This is a genomic window from Lacticaseibacillus kribbianus (assembly GCF_020180945.1).
GTDB classification, from domain to species: domain Bacteria; phylum Bacillota; class Bacilli; order Lactobacillales; family Lactobacillaceae; genus Lacticaseibacillus; species Lacticaseibacillus kribbianus.
This window is the reverse complement of sequence record NZ_JAIPUL010000001.1, coordinates 884,996-900,370: the sequence shown is the minus strand read 5'-3', so window position 1 is coordinate 900,370 and position 15,375 is coordinate 884,996. Positions and strand designations below refer to the sequence as shown.

At 62.9% G+C, this 15,375-nt stretch carries 14 protein-coding genes; 7 read left to right on the top strand and 7 right to left on the bottom strand.

Translation table 11 applies throughout. The features are described from left to right. Nucleotides 1-87: 87 nt before the first annotated feature. From pflB to LE416_RS04230, 5 genes are all read left to right on the top strand, one after another. Nucleotides 88-2,349 (top strand): formate C-acetyltransferase, encoded by a 2,262-nt coding sequence (pflB, locus tag LE416_RS04250; protein ID WP_225047243.1) that lies wholly within the window; start codon nt 88-90, stop codon nt 2,347-2,349. A 114-nt stretch (nt 2,350-2,463) separates the two neighbouring features. Further along, on the top strand, nt 2,464-3,297 hold the full coding sequence (gene pflA / locus LE416_RS04245) for a pyruvate formate-lyase-activating protein (RefSeq protein WP_225047242.1): 834 nt from the start codon (nt 2,464-2,466) through the stop codon (nt 3,295-3,297). A gap of 128 nt (nt 3,298-3,425) precedes the next feature. Next, nucleotides 3,426-4,394, top strand: coding sequence for a LysR family transcriptional regulator (locus LE416_RS04240; RefSeq protein ID WP_225047837.1), 969 nt, complete (start codon nt 3,426-3,428; stop codon nt 4,392-4,394). A gap of 28 nt (nt 4,395-4,422) precedes the next feature. Continuing rightward, nucleotides 4,423-5,355, top strand: coding sequence for a manganese-dependent inorganic pyrophosphatase (locus LE416_RS04235; RefSeq protein WP_225047241.1), 933 nt, complete (start codon nt 4,423-4,425; stop codon nt 5,353-5,355). A 46-nt stretch (nt 5,356-5,401) separates the two neighbouring features. Continuing rightward, complete coding sequence (locus tag LE416_RS04230) at nt 5,402-6,487, top strand: M42 family metallopeptidase (RefSeq protein ID WP_225047240.1); 1,086 nt, start codon at nt 5,402-5,404, stop codon at nt 6,485-6,487. A 1,065-nt stretch (nt 6,488-7,552) separates the two neighbouring features. Here the strand turns inward: LE416_RS04230 and LE416_RS04225 are convergent. Beyond that, nucleotides 7,553-8,032 carry a GNAT family N-acetyltransferase gene (locus LE416_RS04225; RefSeq protein ID WP_225047239.1) on the bottom strand — a complete coding sequence of 160 codons (480 nt, stop codon included), beginning with the start codon at nt 8,030-8,032 and terminating at the stop codon, nt 7,553-7,555. Further along, nucleotides 8,029-8,859, bottom strand: coding sequence for a DUF2785 domain-containing protein (locus LE416_RS04220; RefSeq protein ID WP_225047238.1), 831 nt, complete (start codon nt 8,857-8,859; stop codon nt 8,029-8,031). The genes LE416_RS04225 and LE416_RS04220 overlap by 4 nt, the downstream gene beginning before the upstream one ends. Nucleotides 8,860-8,955: 96 nt before the next feature. On the opposite strand from LE416_RS04220, the gene LE416_RS04215 reads away from it, so the two are divergent. After that, nucleotides 8,956-9,438: a GNAT family N-acetyltransferase gene (locus LE416_RS04215; RefSeq protein ID WP_225047237.1), complete on the top strand. Its 483-nt coding sequence runs from the start codon at nt 8,956-8,958 to the stop codon at nt 9,436-9,438. Between the two features lie 56 nt (nt 9,439-9,494). Here LE416_RS04215 and LE416_RS04210 read toward each other — a convergent pair whose 3' ends face one another. The 5 genes from LE416_RS04210 to LE416_RS04190 all read right to left on the bottom strand — a co-directional run bounded on the left by LE416_RS04210 (nt 9,495) and on the right by LE416_RS04190 (nt 13,409). After that, on the bottom strand, nt 9,495-10,343 hold the full coding sequence (locus LE416_RS04210; RefSeq protein ID WP_225047236.1) for a hypothetical protein: 849 nt from the start codon (nt 10,341-10,343) through the stop codon (nt 9,495-9,497). Beyond that, nucleotides 10,343-10,876 carry a YcxB family protein gene (locus tag LE416_RS04205; protein WP_225047235.1) on the bottom strand — a complete coding sequence of 178 codons (534 nt, stop codon included), beginning with the start codon at nt 10,874-10,876 and terminating at the stop codon, nt 10,343-10,345. Before LE416_RS04205 ends, LE416_RS04210 begins: the two co-directional genes overlap by 1 nt. Nucleotides 10,877-10,887: 11 nt before the next feature. Next, nucleotides 10,888-11,691, bottom strand: coding sequence for an HAD family hydrolase (locus LE416_RS04200; protein WP_225047234.1), 804 nt, complete (start codon nt 11,689-11,691; stop codon nt 10,888-10,890). Between the two features lie 18 nt (nt 11,692-11,709). Then, nucleotides 11,710-12,267, bottom strand: coding sequence for an NUDIX hydrolase (locus LE416_RS04195; RefSeq protein WP_225047233.1), 558 nt, complete (start codon nt 12,265-12,267; stop codon nt 11,710-11,712). 272 nt (nt 12,268-12,539) lie between these two features. Further along, on the bottom strand, nt 12,540-13,409 hold the full coding sequence (locus LE416_RS04190) for a DegV family protein (RefSeq protein WP_225047232.1): 870 nt from the start codon (nt 13,407-13,409) through the stop codon (nt 12,540-12,542). Between the two features lie 168 nt (nt 13,410-13,577). Here LE416_RS04190 and LE416_RS04185 point away from each other — a divergent pair, with 168 nt between their 5' ends. Then, nucleotides 13,578-15,275 carry an NFACT RNA binding domain-containing protein gene (locus LE416_RS04185; RefSeq protein ID WP_225047231.1) on the top strand — a complete coding sequence of 566 codons (1,698 nt, stop codon included), beginning with the start codon at nt 13,578-13,580 and terminating at the stop codon, nt 15,273-15,275. The last annotated feature ends 100 nt before the right edge of the window (nt 15,276-15,375 follow it).

Genomic DNA, 15,375 nt, shown 5'->3' with positions numbered 1-15,375 from the left:
AAAGAAAGTGCTTGCATAAGACCTGTGACGTGTTATACTAAGAATGTAAAATCTGTGATATGAAATCAACATTAGGAGGCTACACAGATGAAGCAGTTAGACAAGACTGACATCAAGACCTACTGGGAAGGCTTTAACGGTGGGGACTGGCAAGATGAGATCAACGTCCGTGATTTCATCCAGCACAACCTGACCCAATACAACGGCGACGAATCATTCCTCGCCGGCCCGACCGAGGCAACGACCACCCTCAACAACCAGGTGCTGAACCTGAAGAAGAAGGAACGCGAAGTTGGCGGCGTGCTTGATGCCGACACCAACGTGGTTGCCACGATCACCAGCCACGGCCCTGGCTACCTGAACAAGGACCTTGAAACCATCGTTGGTCTGCAGACCGACAAGCCGCTCAAGCGCGCCTTCATGCCATTCGGTGGGATCCGCATGGCTGAAGATGCCCTTGAAGCTTACGGCTACAAGCCAGATCCAGAGATGCACAAGATCTTCACCGCGTACCACAAGACGCACAACCAGGGCGTGTTCGACGTTTACACCCCAGACATGCGCAAGGCGCGCCACTACAAGATCGTGACCGGCCTGCCGGATGCCTACGCGCGTGGCCGCATCGTGGCCGACTTCCCACGGATTGCCATCTACGGGATCGACAAGCTGATGGCGGAGAAGTTCAAGGACTTCAACAACACCGGCGACGGCGAGATGACCGACGACATCATCCGTCTGCGCGAGCAGATCAACGACCAGTACAAGGCCCTCAACGACATCAAGAAGATGGCCGCAAGCTACGGCTTCGACATCTCCAAGCCTGCGACCAACGCGCAGGAAGCCATCCAGTGGATCTACTTCGGCTACCTGGCCGCGGTTAAGACCCAAAACGGGGCTGCGATGTCCGTTGGCCGCATCGATACCACCATCGATGCCTTCATCGAACGCGACATGAAGCGCGGCATCCTGACCGAAGAGAAGGCCCAGGAATTCATCGACCACCTGGTCATGAAGCTGCGCATGGTTCGCTTCATTCGTACCGAAGAGTACAACTCCCTGTTCTCCGGCGACCCGATCTGGGCAACGCTGTCCCTTGGCGGTGTTGGCTTCGACGGTCGTCACCACATCACCAAGACCGCATTCCGCTTCCTGAAGACCCTCGACAACATGGGTGCGGCTCCAGAGCCGAACATCACGCTGCTTTGGTCCGACCTGCTGCCTGCAGGCTTCAAGCGCTACGCCACCGAAGTTTCGATCACCAGCTCCACGATCCAGTACGAAAACGATGACCTGATGCGCAACGAATGGGGTACCGACTACTACGGCATCGCCTGCTGTGTGTCCGCTCAGCCAATCGCCGGTGGGGTTCAGTTCTTCGGTGCCCGCGCCAACCTGGCCAAGGCCATCCTTTACGCCATCAACGGTGGGATGGACGAAATCGGCGAGACCCAAGTTGGGCCTAAGACCGAGCCGATCAGCTCCGACGTCATCGACTACGACGACTTCATGGAGAAGTTCGACGTCCAGGCCGGCTGGCTTGCCGATGTCTACGTCAACGCGCTGAACGCCATTCAGTACATGCACGACAAGTACTACTACGAAGCCGCGCAGCTTGCCCTGAAGAACACGCACCTTGACTACACCTTCGCCACCGGGATCTCCGGCTTCTCCCACGCCGTTGACTCCATCTCCGCGATCAAGTACGGTAAGGTTCACCCGATCCGCGACGAGAAGGGCGTTGCCGTTGACTTCGAAGTTGAAAACGACGACTACCCACGCTACGGGAACAACGATGACCGCGCCGACAACATTGCCAAGTGGCTCATCAAGTACTTCTACAACAAGATGAACACGCACCACCTGTACCACGGTGCTAAGCTGTCCACCTCCGTATTGACCATCACGTCCAACGTCGTTTACGGCAAGAACACCGGGACGACCCCGAACGGCCGCAAGCGTGGCCTGCCATTCTCGCCTGGTGCCAACCCGGCATACGGCGCCGAAAAGAACGGTGCGCTGGCTTCCTTGATGTCCACCGCGAAGATCCCGTACCACTACGCAACCGATGGGATTTCCAACACGTTCGGCGTAACGCCTAACACCCTCGGCCACGACGACGAGACCCGCAAGGACACCTTGGTCAACATGATCGACGGTTACATGGCCAACAACGGGATGCACCTGAACATCAACGTCTTCAACAAGGAGACCCTGATCGATGCCCAGAAGCACCCTGAAGAATACCCAACCCTGACCGTCCGCGTGTCCGGCTACTGCGTCTACTTCGCAGACCTGACCAAGGAACAGCAAGACGACGTCATCTCCCGGACCTTCTTCGAAGAGATGTAGTCACCAACAGTCATGCACGACAGACGGGAGCCCATGGCTCCCGTTTTGTCCAGAGGCGGCAAGTTTTGCCGCTTGTGGCCAAAACCGTTTGCTTCACGAAATGGAGGAAGAACGATGAAATTATTCGACAACAGCAGCAGTCCGCTGAACATTCTGGATCAGGTGGGGCTTGAACAAGAGGGGCCGGTCAAGGGTTACGTCCACTCGGTCGAAAGCTTCGGCTCCGTCGACGGCCCCGGCATCCGCTTCGTCATCTTCCTGCAGGGCTGCCGCATGCGCTGCCAGTACTGCCACAACCCAGACACCTGGAACATCGGCGTCGGCGACGAGATGACCGCAGACGAGCTGCTCGACGACTGCGAGCGCTACCAGGCCTTTTGGGGCGAGACGGGCGGTCTGACCTGCTCCGGCGGCGAGTCGCTGGTGCAGATCGACTTTCTGCTTGACCTGTTCACCAAGGCCAAGGCCCGCGGCATCAGCACCTGCCTGGACACCTCCGGCAACCCGTTCACCCGAGACGAGCCTTGGTTCTCCAAGTTCAAGCAGCTGATGGCGGTCACCGATGTCTCTTTGGTCGACATCAAGCACATCAACTCCGCCGAGCACAAGAAGCTCACCGGCTTTGGCAACGAGAACATCCTGGACATGATCCAGTGGATGTCGGCTAACGGCTGCGACATGTGGATCCGCCACGTTCTCGTGCCGGAGCGCACCGACGACGACAAGTACCTCGCGGAGCTCGGCGACTACATCAAGACGCTGCACAACATTCAGAAGGTCGAGGTGCTGCCGTACCACACGCTCGGGGTCAAGAAGTACCACGAGCTGGGCATCACGTACCCGCTGGAAGGCATCGAGCCGCCGACCGCCGCGCGGGTCAAGAACGCCGAAAAGCTGCTGCACACCGACGATTACACCGCCTGGAAGACCTGGCGGCCGAAGAAGTAAGCCCCTCCAACTTTTAGATACGATAAGAAGATGCAGAAATTAGTTGCGTCTTCTTTTTCGTTATCTTATTATTAAGTCAGACGTTACGTTAAAAAAGCGCGAGTCGCGCGTGAGAAGAGGGCTCAATGATGAAGACTAAGCAGGACAGCATTTTTTCCTCCAAGACACTGTCGTATTTCCTCCAGCTTGCCGAGACCATGAACTACACCCAGGCGGCGCAGCTTCTGGGCATCACCCAGCCCGCCTTGACCCAGCAGATCAAAAAGCTGGAGCGGACGGTTGGGGCCCCACTGTTCTACTCGGTCGGCAAGAAGCTGCACCTGAGCGACGCCGGGCGCACCATGCTCAGCGCCACCCACGACATCTACGACGTGCTCAACCGCGCGACCGACGAGATTCAGCAGGCCAGCAACGCCAACACCGGGACGATTCGCGTCGGGCTGTTGGCGTCCGTCGAGGACTCGGCCTTCACCGGCTTCATCTCCGAGTACTACCTGGACAACCCGGACGTCGAGGTGGTGCTGCTCAACATGACGCGCCACGATATCTGGGAGCACCTCGAAAACAACCAGATCGACCTGGCGATCATGTACCTGCCGGACGACACGATCAAGAACTGGAAGCCGTACGAATCGCGGCGCATCGTCGAGGAGCAGCTCCTATTCCTGCACCACAGCGAGAAGCTCGCCAAGCGCAAGCGCGTGCACTTCAACGACACCATCGAAAACCCGTGGGTCACGTACCCGGAGAGCTACTTTCTGAGCCACATCCTCAAGGAGGCCTACAAGAACCAGATGGTGGACTACCCGCAGTGCGTCGCGCAGTTCACCACGCCGTACCAGATCACCCAGTTTTTGAACCGTACCGGGGTGAACACGGCGCTGCCGAACTCCTTTTACCAGGCCCACCAGGAGCAGATCCACGCCCATGCCGTGGCTTTCGACCCGGCCATCACGTTCGAGCTGGCCTTCGTCTACCGCAAGGGCAAAGACGAGATTCCGCGCGTCGCGCAGTTCCTCGAGGGCTTTGACCGCTACCTTGATGAGAAGGATTACCTGTCGCGGGTGGCGGAGAACCGTGTTAAACTGAATGAGTAAAAACTGATACCACAAGGGAGATTCAATCATGACGACATTGATTTTTGGCCACCAAAACCCCGACACCGACGCGCTGACCAGCGCCCTGAGCTTCGCTGAGTTCCAGCGCCAGCTCGGCAACCCGGACGTCGAGGCGGTGGCTTTGGGCGAGCCCAACGACGAGACCAAGTTCGTCCTGGACTACTTCAAGCAGCCGGCACCGCGCGTGATCAAGACCGCGGCCACCGAGACGGACACCGTGATGCTGGTCGACCACAACGAGCCGCAGCAAAGCGTTGAAGACATCGCGGACGTTACCGTCACGGCCGTGGTGGACCACCACCGCATCGCCAACTTCAACACCGCGGCACCGCTGTTCTACCGTGCAGAGCCGGTCGGCAGCACCAACTCGATCATCTACGAGATGTTCCAGGAGCACGGCTTCACCATTTCCGCGCAGCTCGCCGGGCTGATGGCCAGCGGCATCATCTCCGACACCTTGCTTTTGAAGAGCCCAACCACGACCGACCTCGAGCGCCGCGTGCTGCCTGAGCTTGCCAAGCTCGCCGGCATCGACCTGGAGCAGTACGGCCTGGCGATGCTCAAGGCCGGCACCAACCTGGCCGCCAAGTCCGACCTCGACATCGTCGAAGGCGACGCCAAGAGCTTCACCATGGCGGGCAAGACCGTCCGCATCGGCCAGGTCAACGTCGTGGACCTCGGCGAGATCGAGGCGCGCCAAGGCGCCATCGAGGCGACGTTGAAGGCCGAGGCCGAGAAGAACGGCTACGACACCTTCGTCCTGATTGCCACCGACATCCTGAACTCCAACTCCCTGGGCCTGGCCTTTGGCGCCGACCTCGACAAGCTCGAGGCCGCCTTCGGGGTCAAGTTCGACGCGGATCACCGCCTGGCACTGCCCGGCGTCGTGTCCCGCAAGAAGCAGGTTGTGCCGCCACTGCAGGCAGCCTACGAAGCGTAGCAAGGAAGCCCGGAGACGGGCTTTTTGTGAAAAAAGGGGAGATTCCATGGATACCACGAAGCAGATTCAGCTCATCAAAGACCTGTCCAACGCGTTCGGCCCGTCAGGTTTCGAGCAGCCCGTGATTCGGCTGTACCGCGACGCCGTGAAGGACTACGGCGACACCACCATCGACGGCATGTTCAACGCGATCACCCGTCGCAAGGGCAACACCGGCAAACTGCCGGTGGTTCAGCTCGACGCCCACGCCGACGAGGTCGGCCTGCTGGTGCAGGCCGTGCGCCCGAGCGGCCTTTTGAAGTTCGTCACCCTCGGCGGATTCGTGCCGACCAACGTGCCGGCGATGAGCGTGATGGTGCGCAACAAGCGCGGCGAGTACATTCCCGGCGTCGTGGCGACCAAGCCGCCGCACTTCATGACCGCCGCGGAGCGCAACGCGGTGCCGCAGATTGCTGAGATGTCCGTCGACATCGGCAGCACCAGCCGCGAAGAAACCATCAATGACTTCGCGGTCGACACTGGCTGCCCGATCGTGCCGGCGGTGGACTGCCAGTACGACGCCGCGCACGGGATGTTTTTCGGCAAGGCCTTCGACGACCGCATTGGCACCGCCGCGATGATCGACACCCTGGCGACGCTTGACGGCGAAAACCTGAACGTCGACGTGGTTGCGGGCCTCTCGACCCAAGAGGAGGTCGGCCTGCGCGGCGCCTACGTGACGGCGCGCAAGGTCGAGTCGGACCTCGCCATCGTCTACGAAGGCGTGCCGGCCGACGACACCTTCGAGCCCGACTGGCTGAGCCAGACCCGGATGAAGGGCGGCCCGATGCTGCGCGACCTTGACACCACCTACATCGCCAACCCGCAGTTCCAGCAGTTCACCGCCGACCTGGCCGACGAGCTGCACCTGCCGTACACCCGCGCGGTCCGCACCGGCGGGGGACAGGATGGGGCGGCCATCGGCTACTGGAAGGGCATTCCGACCATCGTCGTCGGCCTTCCGGTGCGCTACGAGCACACCGCCTTCAACTTCACGGCGCTGGCAGACTTCCAGGCCTCCACGCAGCTGGTCAATGAGCTGCTGCGCCGACTGGACGCCGACACCATCGCCAGCTTCTCCTCGGTCGACTGAGACAATCGGCCGCGCACAACCTAATGCTTGGTGCGCAAGGCAGCGGCAAACCGCTAATCGTCAGCAAAAGCTTGTTTCGGACGCCGCCACAGCGTCTGAAGCGAGCTTTTTGCGTGTGGCTGGAGCGTCTGGCTAGCTCAACGATCGGTGACGCGCCGCGCCGGCGAAGCCAATCAGCGAGGAACGCGTGATCAGCACCGGCCGTAACCATGTGTGGCTGGCGCAAGTTCACAGGATTCGAGCCGCTGATCGATGCCGGTGCTGAGAGTCGCGCCTGAGTGTCGAGATGAACTGGTCATGGCAAAGAGATGGTCAACGTGTCGCACAGGCCGCTGTCAGCGCAAGAAGCACCGAGAGCATCACGACAGTTGGTGCTTGGTTTCAGATGAGCGTCGCCAGTCGTGCGAGTGACCATGCGGCGTCAGCCGAAGACTGACGGAAGAACTGGATGAGCGGCTGGAGGATTTGAAGCCACGACGAAGGCAAAGCGGACTGATTGGCTTGGCGAGCGATTGATGATTGCGGCGCGACGGCAGCATGCGCAGCAGCAGGCTGATTCGCCCTTCAATTCGTCCGATTACGTTACTTCGTATAATATGTATTATGTTAACTAAAAAGAAGGCGAAAACTGGGCAACTTATTGCCGGTCGTCCCCCCTCTTGTGCGTGCAAGAATCCGTCTACCGATGGCGACGACCCCGGTGCCGCAATGCTGGCCATCGGTGTTGACGTTCTGCGCTGGATCAGGCCGCTCGGGCGTCAATTTGGGCGTATCCACGCGTTACCGTGCCACTTTTGATTGTGCTGTGCGCGAGCACGCGCGGCTTCTGCGCTGGCGTGGCCGTCGATTGCGGTGCCGGTGCTGCAGTCAGCTTTCGATTCACGGTTATTCACGGTTATGGTAGGCATGAACCCAACCGAATTTGGCATCGCGCGACGTTTTCAGATCTCGACTGGTCGGCTGTGCGCGCACGGCTGCAATCGCGTCGCATTGCACTCCCAGTCGTAATCCAGGTGCACGCCGAGGCCCAGGCTGCTCCGGGTGAACGTGCAAGTCTGGCAGTGCCTAGTCGTCGCCGAACGCAGCCCGCATCTCGATGAATGGATACGCCCCGCCGTTCGTTTCTTGAACGTGTGTTCGGACAATGGTGAAGCCGGCCCGCGCGTAAACCTTTTGCGCGCGAGTGTTGAACGCGGCGACGTCCAGCAGAATCTCGCGACAGGCGGACTTGCTGCGAGCATCCGCCAGCACCGCCGCCAGGAAGCGGCCGCCGTCGCCGTGACCGGTGCGCGCCGGCGCCATGCCCAGCCCGAGTTCAAGCACGCCGGGCGTCGCAGTCGGCATCACCGCGTAGAAGCCGATCAGGGCGCCCCGCTCGTCGGTGACCTGAAAGTACTGGTCGCCGCGGGCGGCCGGGTCGATCAGCTCGGCGTAGTCCTCCGGGTCGGCGGTCATGTCGTAAAAATCGTAAGGCGCCGGATAGTGCCAGTCATCGGCGATGCGCAGCGCGTTCGCCTGCGTCAGCGGGGCAAAAATCAGGTTCATGATGGGGCCTCCAGCGCATCCGGGTAGCCGGACGCTTTGTAGTAGCGGCGAATCAGCGGGGTCACCGTCTCTCGCAGCGGGTTACTTAGGAAGTACAGCGTCTTCAGGATGCGCTGCCACGCCGCCAGCCGGTAGTACGGCTCGGGGTCTGGTCCGGCCGCCTGTGCCTCCCAGCGCGCCGCATCGGTGCGGATCAGGTACTGGCGCACCCCCTCCGGGTGCGCCGCGGCGGCCTGCAGCACGACCATCGCCAGGCGCTCCTCCTCGTCGGCCTCAAAGGGCGTGGTGAGGCGGTCCAAAACGTCGGTGACGGCCAGCAGTGCCGCCTTGGCGTAGGCCTCGCCGCTGGTCGGTACCGCAACCGCCGCCGCCAGCAGGTCGCTGCCGTGCGCGATGCCGTGCGCCCAGCCGTGACCGGGCACGAACGCCCGCCAGTCCTGCTCGGTCTGCAGGTAGCGCAGCGCCCAGGTCAGCCAGATCTCGCGCTGCGCGGTGGTCAAAAAGGGTTCGGTGCGGTCTGTGCTCAGCAACAGCTGCCCCAATAGCGCGGTGAAGGTGCGCGTGAACACGCGATCGCCGACCGGCTCGGCGATGCCGGCGAACAGCCCATTGCCCGCCGTGACCCGCGCCGCGATGGCCTGCTTTTGTTCCTGGGTGAAACCGCCGGCGACAAAGCCGCGAGCCAAAAGCTGGGACACGAGGTCGTCGCGCACCGCGCCGTCCAAGTCGCCGATGTGATCGAGCAGCCAGTCGACCTGCCGCGGCGTGAAGTGCAGCGGATCCGGCCTTGTGCTGAGCTTGCGCAGGTTGCGCTCGTTGATGTCCATGTGACGTCCCCCATTCGTCGGGCCTGCTGCCGCGTCAGGTACCCGTTCAGTTGTCATTGTATTATAATGTCTCTAATAAAGAAAGAAGTGAGTCTCATGACCGACATCCGAATTGTTCCTGCGAGCGTTGACGACGACTTCGCCGCGGTGGCCGCCGTCTACCTGACCACCTGGCGCGCGGCGTACCGCGGCATGGTGCCCGCCGCCTACCTCGCCAGCCTGACCGCGGCGACGTGGCACCCCGAACGGCGTGTCGCCACCACCTTTTTGGCCAAAACGGCGCGGGGTGAAACCGTCGGCGTCTGCGCGTACGGCCCGGCGCGGCGGCCCGAGCGCGCCGGTCAGGGCGAGGTCTACTCGCTGTATGTGCTGCCGGCCTACCAGGGCCAGGGTGTCGGTGGCCGGCTGCTCGACGCGGCGCTGGCCCGGCTGACACAGCCCACCGTGTACCTAGTGGTGCTTGAGGCCAACGCCAACGCGCAGCGGCTGTACACCGGACGCGGCTTCGCCTGCACCGGCGAACGGGTGCGCACCGCCACCCCTTACGGTCCGCTGGACGAAATCATTATGCAGCGCTGAGCGCGAAAAGACGGCGGCCCTCCGGACTAGGAGGACCGCCGCCTTTTGGCTACAGTCTAGAACAGCATCACGTACTTGGCCACCTCTGGCGCCAGCGGCTGGTTCAGCATGCGGGCGACCTGCACTGCGGCCGGATCGAGGTCTGACACCGCGCCGGTCAGCCAGCCAAAGCTGCTGGCCAGGGTGCTCAGGGTCTGCTCGGCCAGCGCGGTCAGGTCGGCGGGGTCGGCAGCCCAGGTCAGCCCAAGCTTCGCCGTGTCGGCGTTGACCGGGTGCACGAGGCAAAAGGCCAGGAGCTCGTCGCCGCGGTGCAGCGCAACGGGAATGTCCGGCACAAGGTCTGCCAGCTTGGGCGACAGCGCCGCCACGGCCGCGGGGTTCACCGGGTCCAGCGGGTGCTGTGCAGCGTAGGCCGCCTGCGCCCGCTCGCGCAGCGCCGCCAGCACAGCGGGCGACTGGGCGAGGCCCGTCGCCGACAGCAGCGCGGCACCGGCCGGCAGCGCGTGGCTTGGCACCGCCACCTGGGCGAGGCTCAGCCGCGGCTGGTAGACGGTCGCGATGCGGCGCAGGCCGCGGGACACCATGTCGCCGATCAGCGGCGTCGCCGCCGTCGCGGTCAGCAGAATGCCCGCGGCGCGAAAGGCCTTGGCGGCGGCAATCGCGGTGCTGACCACCGCGTCGGCCAGCGCCGCGGGCGGGGTCGCAAGCCCGGCCTTGGTGCAGGCGCAGGTGAAGCGCAAGAGCTTTGGGTGCCGGCGGCTGCGCCACGTGACCACCACGGCCAGCGGCGCGGCGTCTGCGACTAAGAAGCCCTGGGCCCCCTGCTTTTTCAGCGCCGCAAACACCGCCTGGCCGGCAACCAGGGTCGGCAGCCCCTGCAGTGGGCTGATTGTCAGGTCTTGCATCACGCCACCCCCTCATTCATCAGCTTGACGTCCGCCACGTGGGCGGTGAAAAGCGCGCGCAGCTCGGTCAGCTGCGCCGCGTCGAGGTCGGCCTTTGGCAGTAGCTGCGCCATCCGTTTGGCGACCAGCAGCACGAAGACGCGGTCGGTTTCGCCCACGCTCAGGAAGCTCGCCCAGTCGGCGTGGCTGGTCGCGTGCGCCGACGTCACGGTGATGCCCGTGTCGTCGATCACGAGGTCGCGGGACTCGAACATCGCGGCGTTTTTGGTTGCGCGAAACTCGCGGCGCGCCTGCCAACGCAGGGCCACGTGCAGGGTGACCAGAAGCAGCAGGACGGCCAGCACTAGGTAGAGTGCGGCCTCTGCCAGGCGCCCCTGCCACGCGAACAGGCCAGCGAAGGCCAGCAGTAGCACGCCCAGCACCGGACCTGCGTAATTGGCGACCTGCACCAGCCAGTTGTGGCTGTGGCGGATCATGTACAGGTTGTACTCGGTGTAGTCGGCAAGTTGGATGCTGACGTTGTGAAGCTCCATGCGATTGCCTCCTATTGGTGGGCCGCGATGACCTGGTCGAGCACCTGCAGCACGCCGTACTCCGCGTTGCTGGCGGTGCGGTACTTGGCGTACTGTTCCATGCCCGGCGCGGCGTTGGCCACCAGGTAGCCGTGACCGACGGTGGCCAGCATCTCCGCATCGTTGAAGGTGTCCCCGAAGGCCATCATGTCGGCCGTCGCGATGCCGAGCTTCTCGCCAATGGCCTGAATCGCGGTGCCCTTGTTGACGCCCTTCATCATGATGTCGATCCAGACCGGGCCGGACACGGCAGCGGAAAAGCGCGCTCCGTACCTCGGCGCGATCTGGGCGGCAAAGGTCTCCTGCGCGTCGCCCTTGGGCAGGTAGATGGTCACCTTGTTCGCCTCGCCCGTCCACGCGGCCGGGTCGGGCACAAAGTCGAGGTTGTGGTAGAACTCGCGGTAGACCGCGTCGTACTGCCGGTCGGATTCGGCCGCAATCGCCGCGTCGAGGCCGCACACCAGCGGTCGGCCGTCGGTGTTGGCCGCCACGAACTGAGCAATCTCCTGGTAGTCTGCGGTCGGCATCAGCGTTTTGTCCAGAATCTGGCCGCGGTGCGCCACGACGGCGCCGTTGTCGGCGATCAGCGTCAGGCGATCCTTGTGGCGGGGAAAAAGGTTGCGCAGCGTGTACAGCGGCCGGCCCGACGCGATGGCGAACTGGATGCCCAAAGCCTCCAGGCGGTCCAGGTAGTCCTCAAAGTGCGGCGGCAGCGCCCCGGCCTCGGTCAACAGCGTGTGGTCCATGTCGGTGGCGATGAATTTGATGTTTTGCAAAACGAGCTCCAATCTGGGTTAGTGACGGACGAAGGCGAGGTAGTAGCCGAGGGCGCTGACGCTTTGGGCGGAGGTGATCTGGCCGGCCTTGACCGCCGCGACGACCTCATCCAGCGGCACCAGCGCGCTTTGGACGAACTCGTCTTGGTCGAAGTGCTTGGCCGTGGTTTCCGCCGGGTCGATGCGGGCGAGCACCAGGTGCACCAGCTCGTCGGTCATGCCCTCGCTGGAGTGCACGGCGCACATCTCGGTGAGCGCGCCGGGCACAAAGCCGGTTTCCTCGGTCAGCTCGCGCGCTGCGGCGGTCAGCACGTCCTCGCCGGCGTTGATCAGGCCGGCCGGCAGCGCGAAGGCTTCGCGGTTAACGCCGACGCGATACTCGCGGTTGACCAGCACCCGGTCGTCCGGCGTGATGGCCAAAAGCGCGACGGCCTGGGCGTGGCGGATCAGGTCGCGCGTCACGCGCAGCCCGTCCGGCGTGTCGATGGTCTGCTTGACGACGGAGAAGATGGGACCGGTGTAGACCTCACGACTGGACAGAATCCGGCCGGTCGGCTGCGGGGTTTCAATGAACATGGGAATGCCTCCAACTTAGTCGTGGCGGCAGCGCGTGCCGTCCGCCCTTACTATAACAAAAAGCTGACCAAGTAAGAAGTAGTTTGTGATGTCTCGTCGCCCGGCGCACCAAAACGGCCGGCAGCCGCGACCCAGTGAGCCGTTGCTGCCGGCCGCCAGGGTCGTCATGTGCGCGCCGCGCGCCGTCAAGCCGTGGCCGACACTGGCCATTACTAGCCGAGGCTGCACGGCTTTACGCTGCGCCTCGGCCGGTTTGAACGGCTTGGAAATCGCTAGCGCGTCGCGGCCTGGTCTCGAATCCAGGCCAGGGCAATCGCCTTTTCCCCGAGGTGCGTGCCGATCACCGGCCCAAAGTAGGAGCGCCCCCAGTTGACCGCCGGGAAGCGCGCCTGCATCTCGGCCAGCCACGCGTCGCCGGCCTCGGGGTCGTTGGCGTCGATGATCCAAGCCTTGACCGGGTAGTCGACCGTCGCAAGCGCGGCCTCGAACAGGTCCTCGACGCGGCCGTACGCCTTCTTGAGCGAGCGAATCTTCTCGAAGGCGACGATCTTGTGCGAGTCGTCGTCGAAGGTCAGAAGCGGCTTGATCTTGAGCATGCCGCCGATGAAGCCCGCAGCGTTGCTCAGCCGGCCGCCCCGCACGAGGTTTTGCAGGTCGTTGACGATGAAGTACTCGCCGATGGTGGCGCGCAGGTCGTCGAGCGCGGCCACAATCGTGTCGATGTCCGCGCCGGCCTGGGCCATGCGCGCCGCCGTCAGCACCAGCTCGCCCATCAGGATCACCGTGATCTGCGAGTCGTAGACCACGACCTTGGCGTTTTGGACCTCGCTGGCCGCGGCCTTGAGCGTGTTCACGAAGCCGGAGATGGTGCTGGCCAGGTGGATGCTCAAAATGGTGTCGTAGCCCTCATTGGCGAGGTTTTGGTAGAGCTTGAGCATCTCACCGAGCGGGGGCTGGGAGGTGTTGGGGAAGGTTTTGGCGCCGCGCAGCTTCTCGTAAAACGCCGCGGAGGTGATGTCCTTGCCTTCGTCGTACACGTTGCCGTCCAGGATCACCGGAATCGGCACCACGGTGACGCCCGCCGCCTGAACCTGTGCCGGCGTCAGGTACGCCGTGCTGTCTGTAACGACCGCGATCTTCATATCGTCTCACCCTTTGCGTAAAAATTACTGCTTTTACCATACCATGAAACCCGGCATTTTTGAACGATTTTCGCCGCGTCCCCCGCCCTTTTGCGCCGCCTGGCGAAAAACGTTACAATAATAGGCATGATGACGCCTCGAGATTGGGGCGATCCAAAGGAGGCACTTATGTCATTCGATGGGATGTTCACCCACGCGATGGCGCGCGAGCTGGCCGACAAGCTGGTCGGCGGCCGCGTCAACAAAATCACCCAGCCCTACGCCAACGAGGTGATCCTCGGCATCCGCGCCGAGCGCAAGACCTGGCCGCTTCTGCTGTCCGCGCACCCGGAGTACGCGCGCGTGCAGATCACACAGATTCCCTACAGCAACCCGGCGGTACCGACGACCTTCACGATGACGCTGCGCAAGTACCTCGCCTCCGCCACCCTGAAGCGGCTGGCGCAGGTCGATAACGACCGCGTGCTGCACCTGGACTTTGCCGCCAGAGACGAGCTCGGCGACGACCTCAGCCTGCGCCTGGTGATCGACCTGATGGGCCGCCACTCCAACATCACGCTGGTCGACCTGAACGCCAACCGCATCCTGGACCTGATCCACCACGTCAGCCCGGACCAGAACCGCTACCGGCTGCTGATGCCGGGCGCCCAGTACGTCGCCCCGCCGGTTCAAGACAAGGTCGACCCGTTTCAAGACCCCAGCCGCGGCTACCGCGAGCTGATGAAAACCACCGAGCTGCCCCTGGCAAAGCTGTTGCAGCGCCACTACCAGGGGCTGGCCGTCGATTCCGCGCAGGAGCTCGCCGCAAGGCTTCAGGTGGGCGACGCCGACGCCGCCTGGGACGCGTTTTTGGCCGCCTTCGACCAGCCGACGCCGACCATCACCACCGGCGCCAAGGTCGCCTTCACCGCTACGCCTTACCAGACGCTGGCGGGCACTGACCAGCAGTACGCGACCTTAAGCGAGATGCTCGATCGCTTCTACGTCCAAAAGGCGGAGCACGACCGCGTCCACAACCAGGGCAGCAACATGATCCACGTGCTCAACAACGTGATCGACAAGGACAACCGCAAGCAAAAAAAGCTGGCAAGGACCCTGGCAGAAAGCGCGAAGCAAGACGACTACCGCATCCGCGGCGAGGTGCTGACCACGTACCTGTCACAGGTCGAGCGCGGCATGACCGAAGTCACCCTGCCGAATTTTTACGACGAGATGCGCCCGCTTGAGATCACGCTGTCCAACCAGCTCTCCCCGTCCCAAAACGCGCAGAAGTACTTCGCCAAGTACCAGAAGCTGAGAAACGCCGTGGCCTACGTCAACCAGCAGATGGCGGAGAACCAATCCGAGCTCGACTACCTCAACGGCATCGCCGCACAGATCGAGATTGCAAGCCCCAAGGACCTCGAAGACATCCGCCTGGAGCTTCAAGACGGCGGCTACCTGAAGGTTCAAAAGAAGGGCAAGAAGCCGCTCAAGCACAAGGTCGCCGCCCCCGACGAGTTCTATGCGCCGGACGGCACCAAGATCTGGGTGGGTAAAAACAACCTGCAAAACGACCAGCTGACCCTGAAGAAGGCCAAGAAAACCGACATCTGGCTGCACGCCAAGGACGTGCCGGGTTCCCACGTCATCATCGACTCGGCCGCCCCGAGTGACGCGACGCTGATGGCCGCGGCGACGCTTGCCGCCTACTTCTCCAAGAGCCGCGCCAGCGCCAACGTGCCGGTCGACTGGATCGAGGTCAAGAAGATCAGAAAGCCCAACGGCGCCAAGCCGGGCTTCGTGGTTTACGAGGGCCAGCGCACCGTTGCCGTCACGCCGGACGCCGCCCTGGTCGAGAAGTACCGCCGCAAGCCGACGATGTGACCCAAACGCAATCAGCTCCCAAACCCTGCGCCTGGTGCGCAGGGTTGGGGAGCTGTTTTTGTTGGTTAAGGGGTTAGCTGAGACCCAAGCCGGTTTGTAG

Excerpts from the sequence above, each read along its gene's own strand:
- LE416_RS04210 (WP_225047236.1), bottom strand. The coding sequence starts at position 10,343 with ATGCAAGACCTGACAATCAGCCCACTGCAGGGGCTGCCGACCCTGGTT.
- LE416_RS04205 (WP_225047235.1), bottom strand. The coding sequence starts at position 10,876 with ATGGAGCTTCACAACGTCAGCATCCAACTTGCCGACTACACCGAGTAC.
- LE416_RS04195 (WP_225047233.1), bottom strand. The coding sequence starts at position 12,267 with ATGTTCATTGAAACCCCGCAGCCGACCGGCCGGATTCTGTCCAGTCGT.
- pflB (WP_225047243.1), top strand. The coding sequence starts at position 88 with ATGAAGCAGTTAGACAAGACTGACATCAAGACCTACTGGGAAGGCTTT.
- LE416_RS04240 (WP_225047837.1), top strand. The coding sequence starts at position 3,426 with ATGAAGACTAAGCAGGACAGCATTTTTTCCTCCAAGACACTGTCGTAT.
- LE416_RS04190 (WP_225047232.1), bottom strand. The coding sequence starts at position 13,409 with ATGAAGATCGCGGTCGTTACAGACAGCACGGCGTACCTGACGCCGGCA.
- pflA (WP_225047242.1), top strand. The coding sequence starts at position 2,464 with ATGAAATTATTCGACAACAGCAGCAGTCCGCTGAACATTCTGGATCAG.
- LE416_RS04230 (WP_225047240.1), top strand. The coding sequence starts at position 5,402 with ATGGATACCACGAAGCAGATTCAGCTCATCAAAGACCTGTCCAACGCG.
- LE416_RS04225 (WP_225047239.1), bottom strand. The coding sequence starts at position 8,032 with ATGAACCTGATTTTTGCCCCGCTGACGCAGGCGAACGCGCTGCGCATC.
- LE416_RS04215 (WP_225047237.1), top strand. The coding sequence starts at position 8,956 with ATGACCGACATCCGAATTGTTCCTGCGAGCGTTGACGACGACTTCGCC.
- LE416_RS04185 (WP_225047231.1), top strand. The coding sequence starts at position 13,578 with ATGTCATTCGATGGGATGTTCACCCACGCGATGGCGCGCGAGCTGGCC.
- LE416_RS04235 (WP_225047241.1), top strand. The coding sequence starts at position 4,423 with ATGACGACATTGATTTTTGGCCACCAAAACCCCGACACCGACGCGCTG.
- LE416_RS04220 (WP_225047238.1), bottom strand. The coding sequence starts at position 8,859 with ATGGACATCAACGAGCGCAACCTGCGCAAGCTCAGCACAAGGCCGGAT.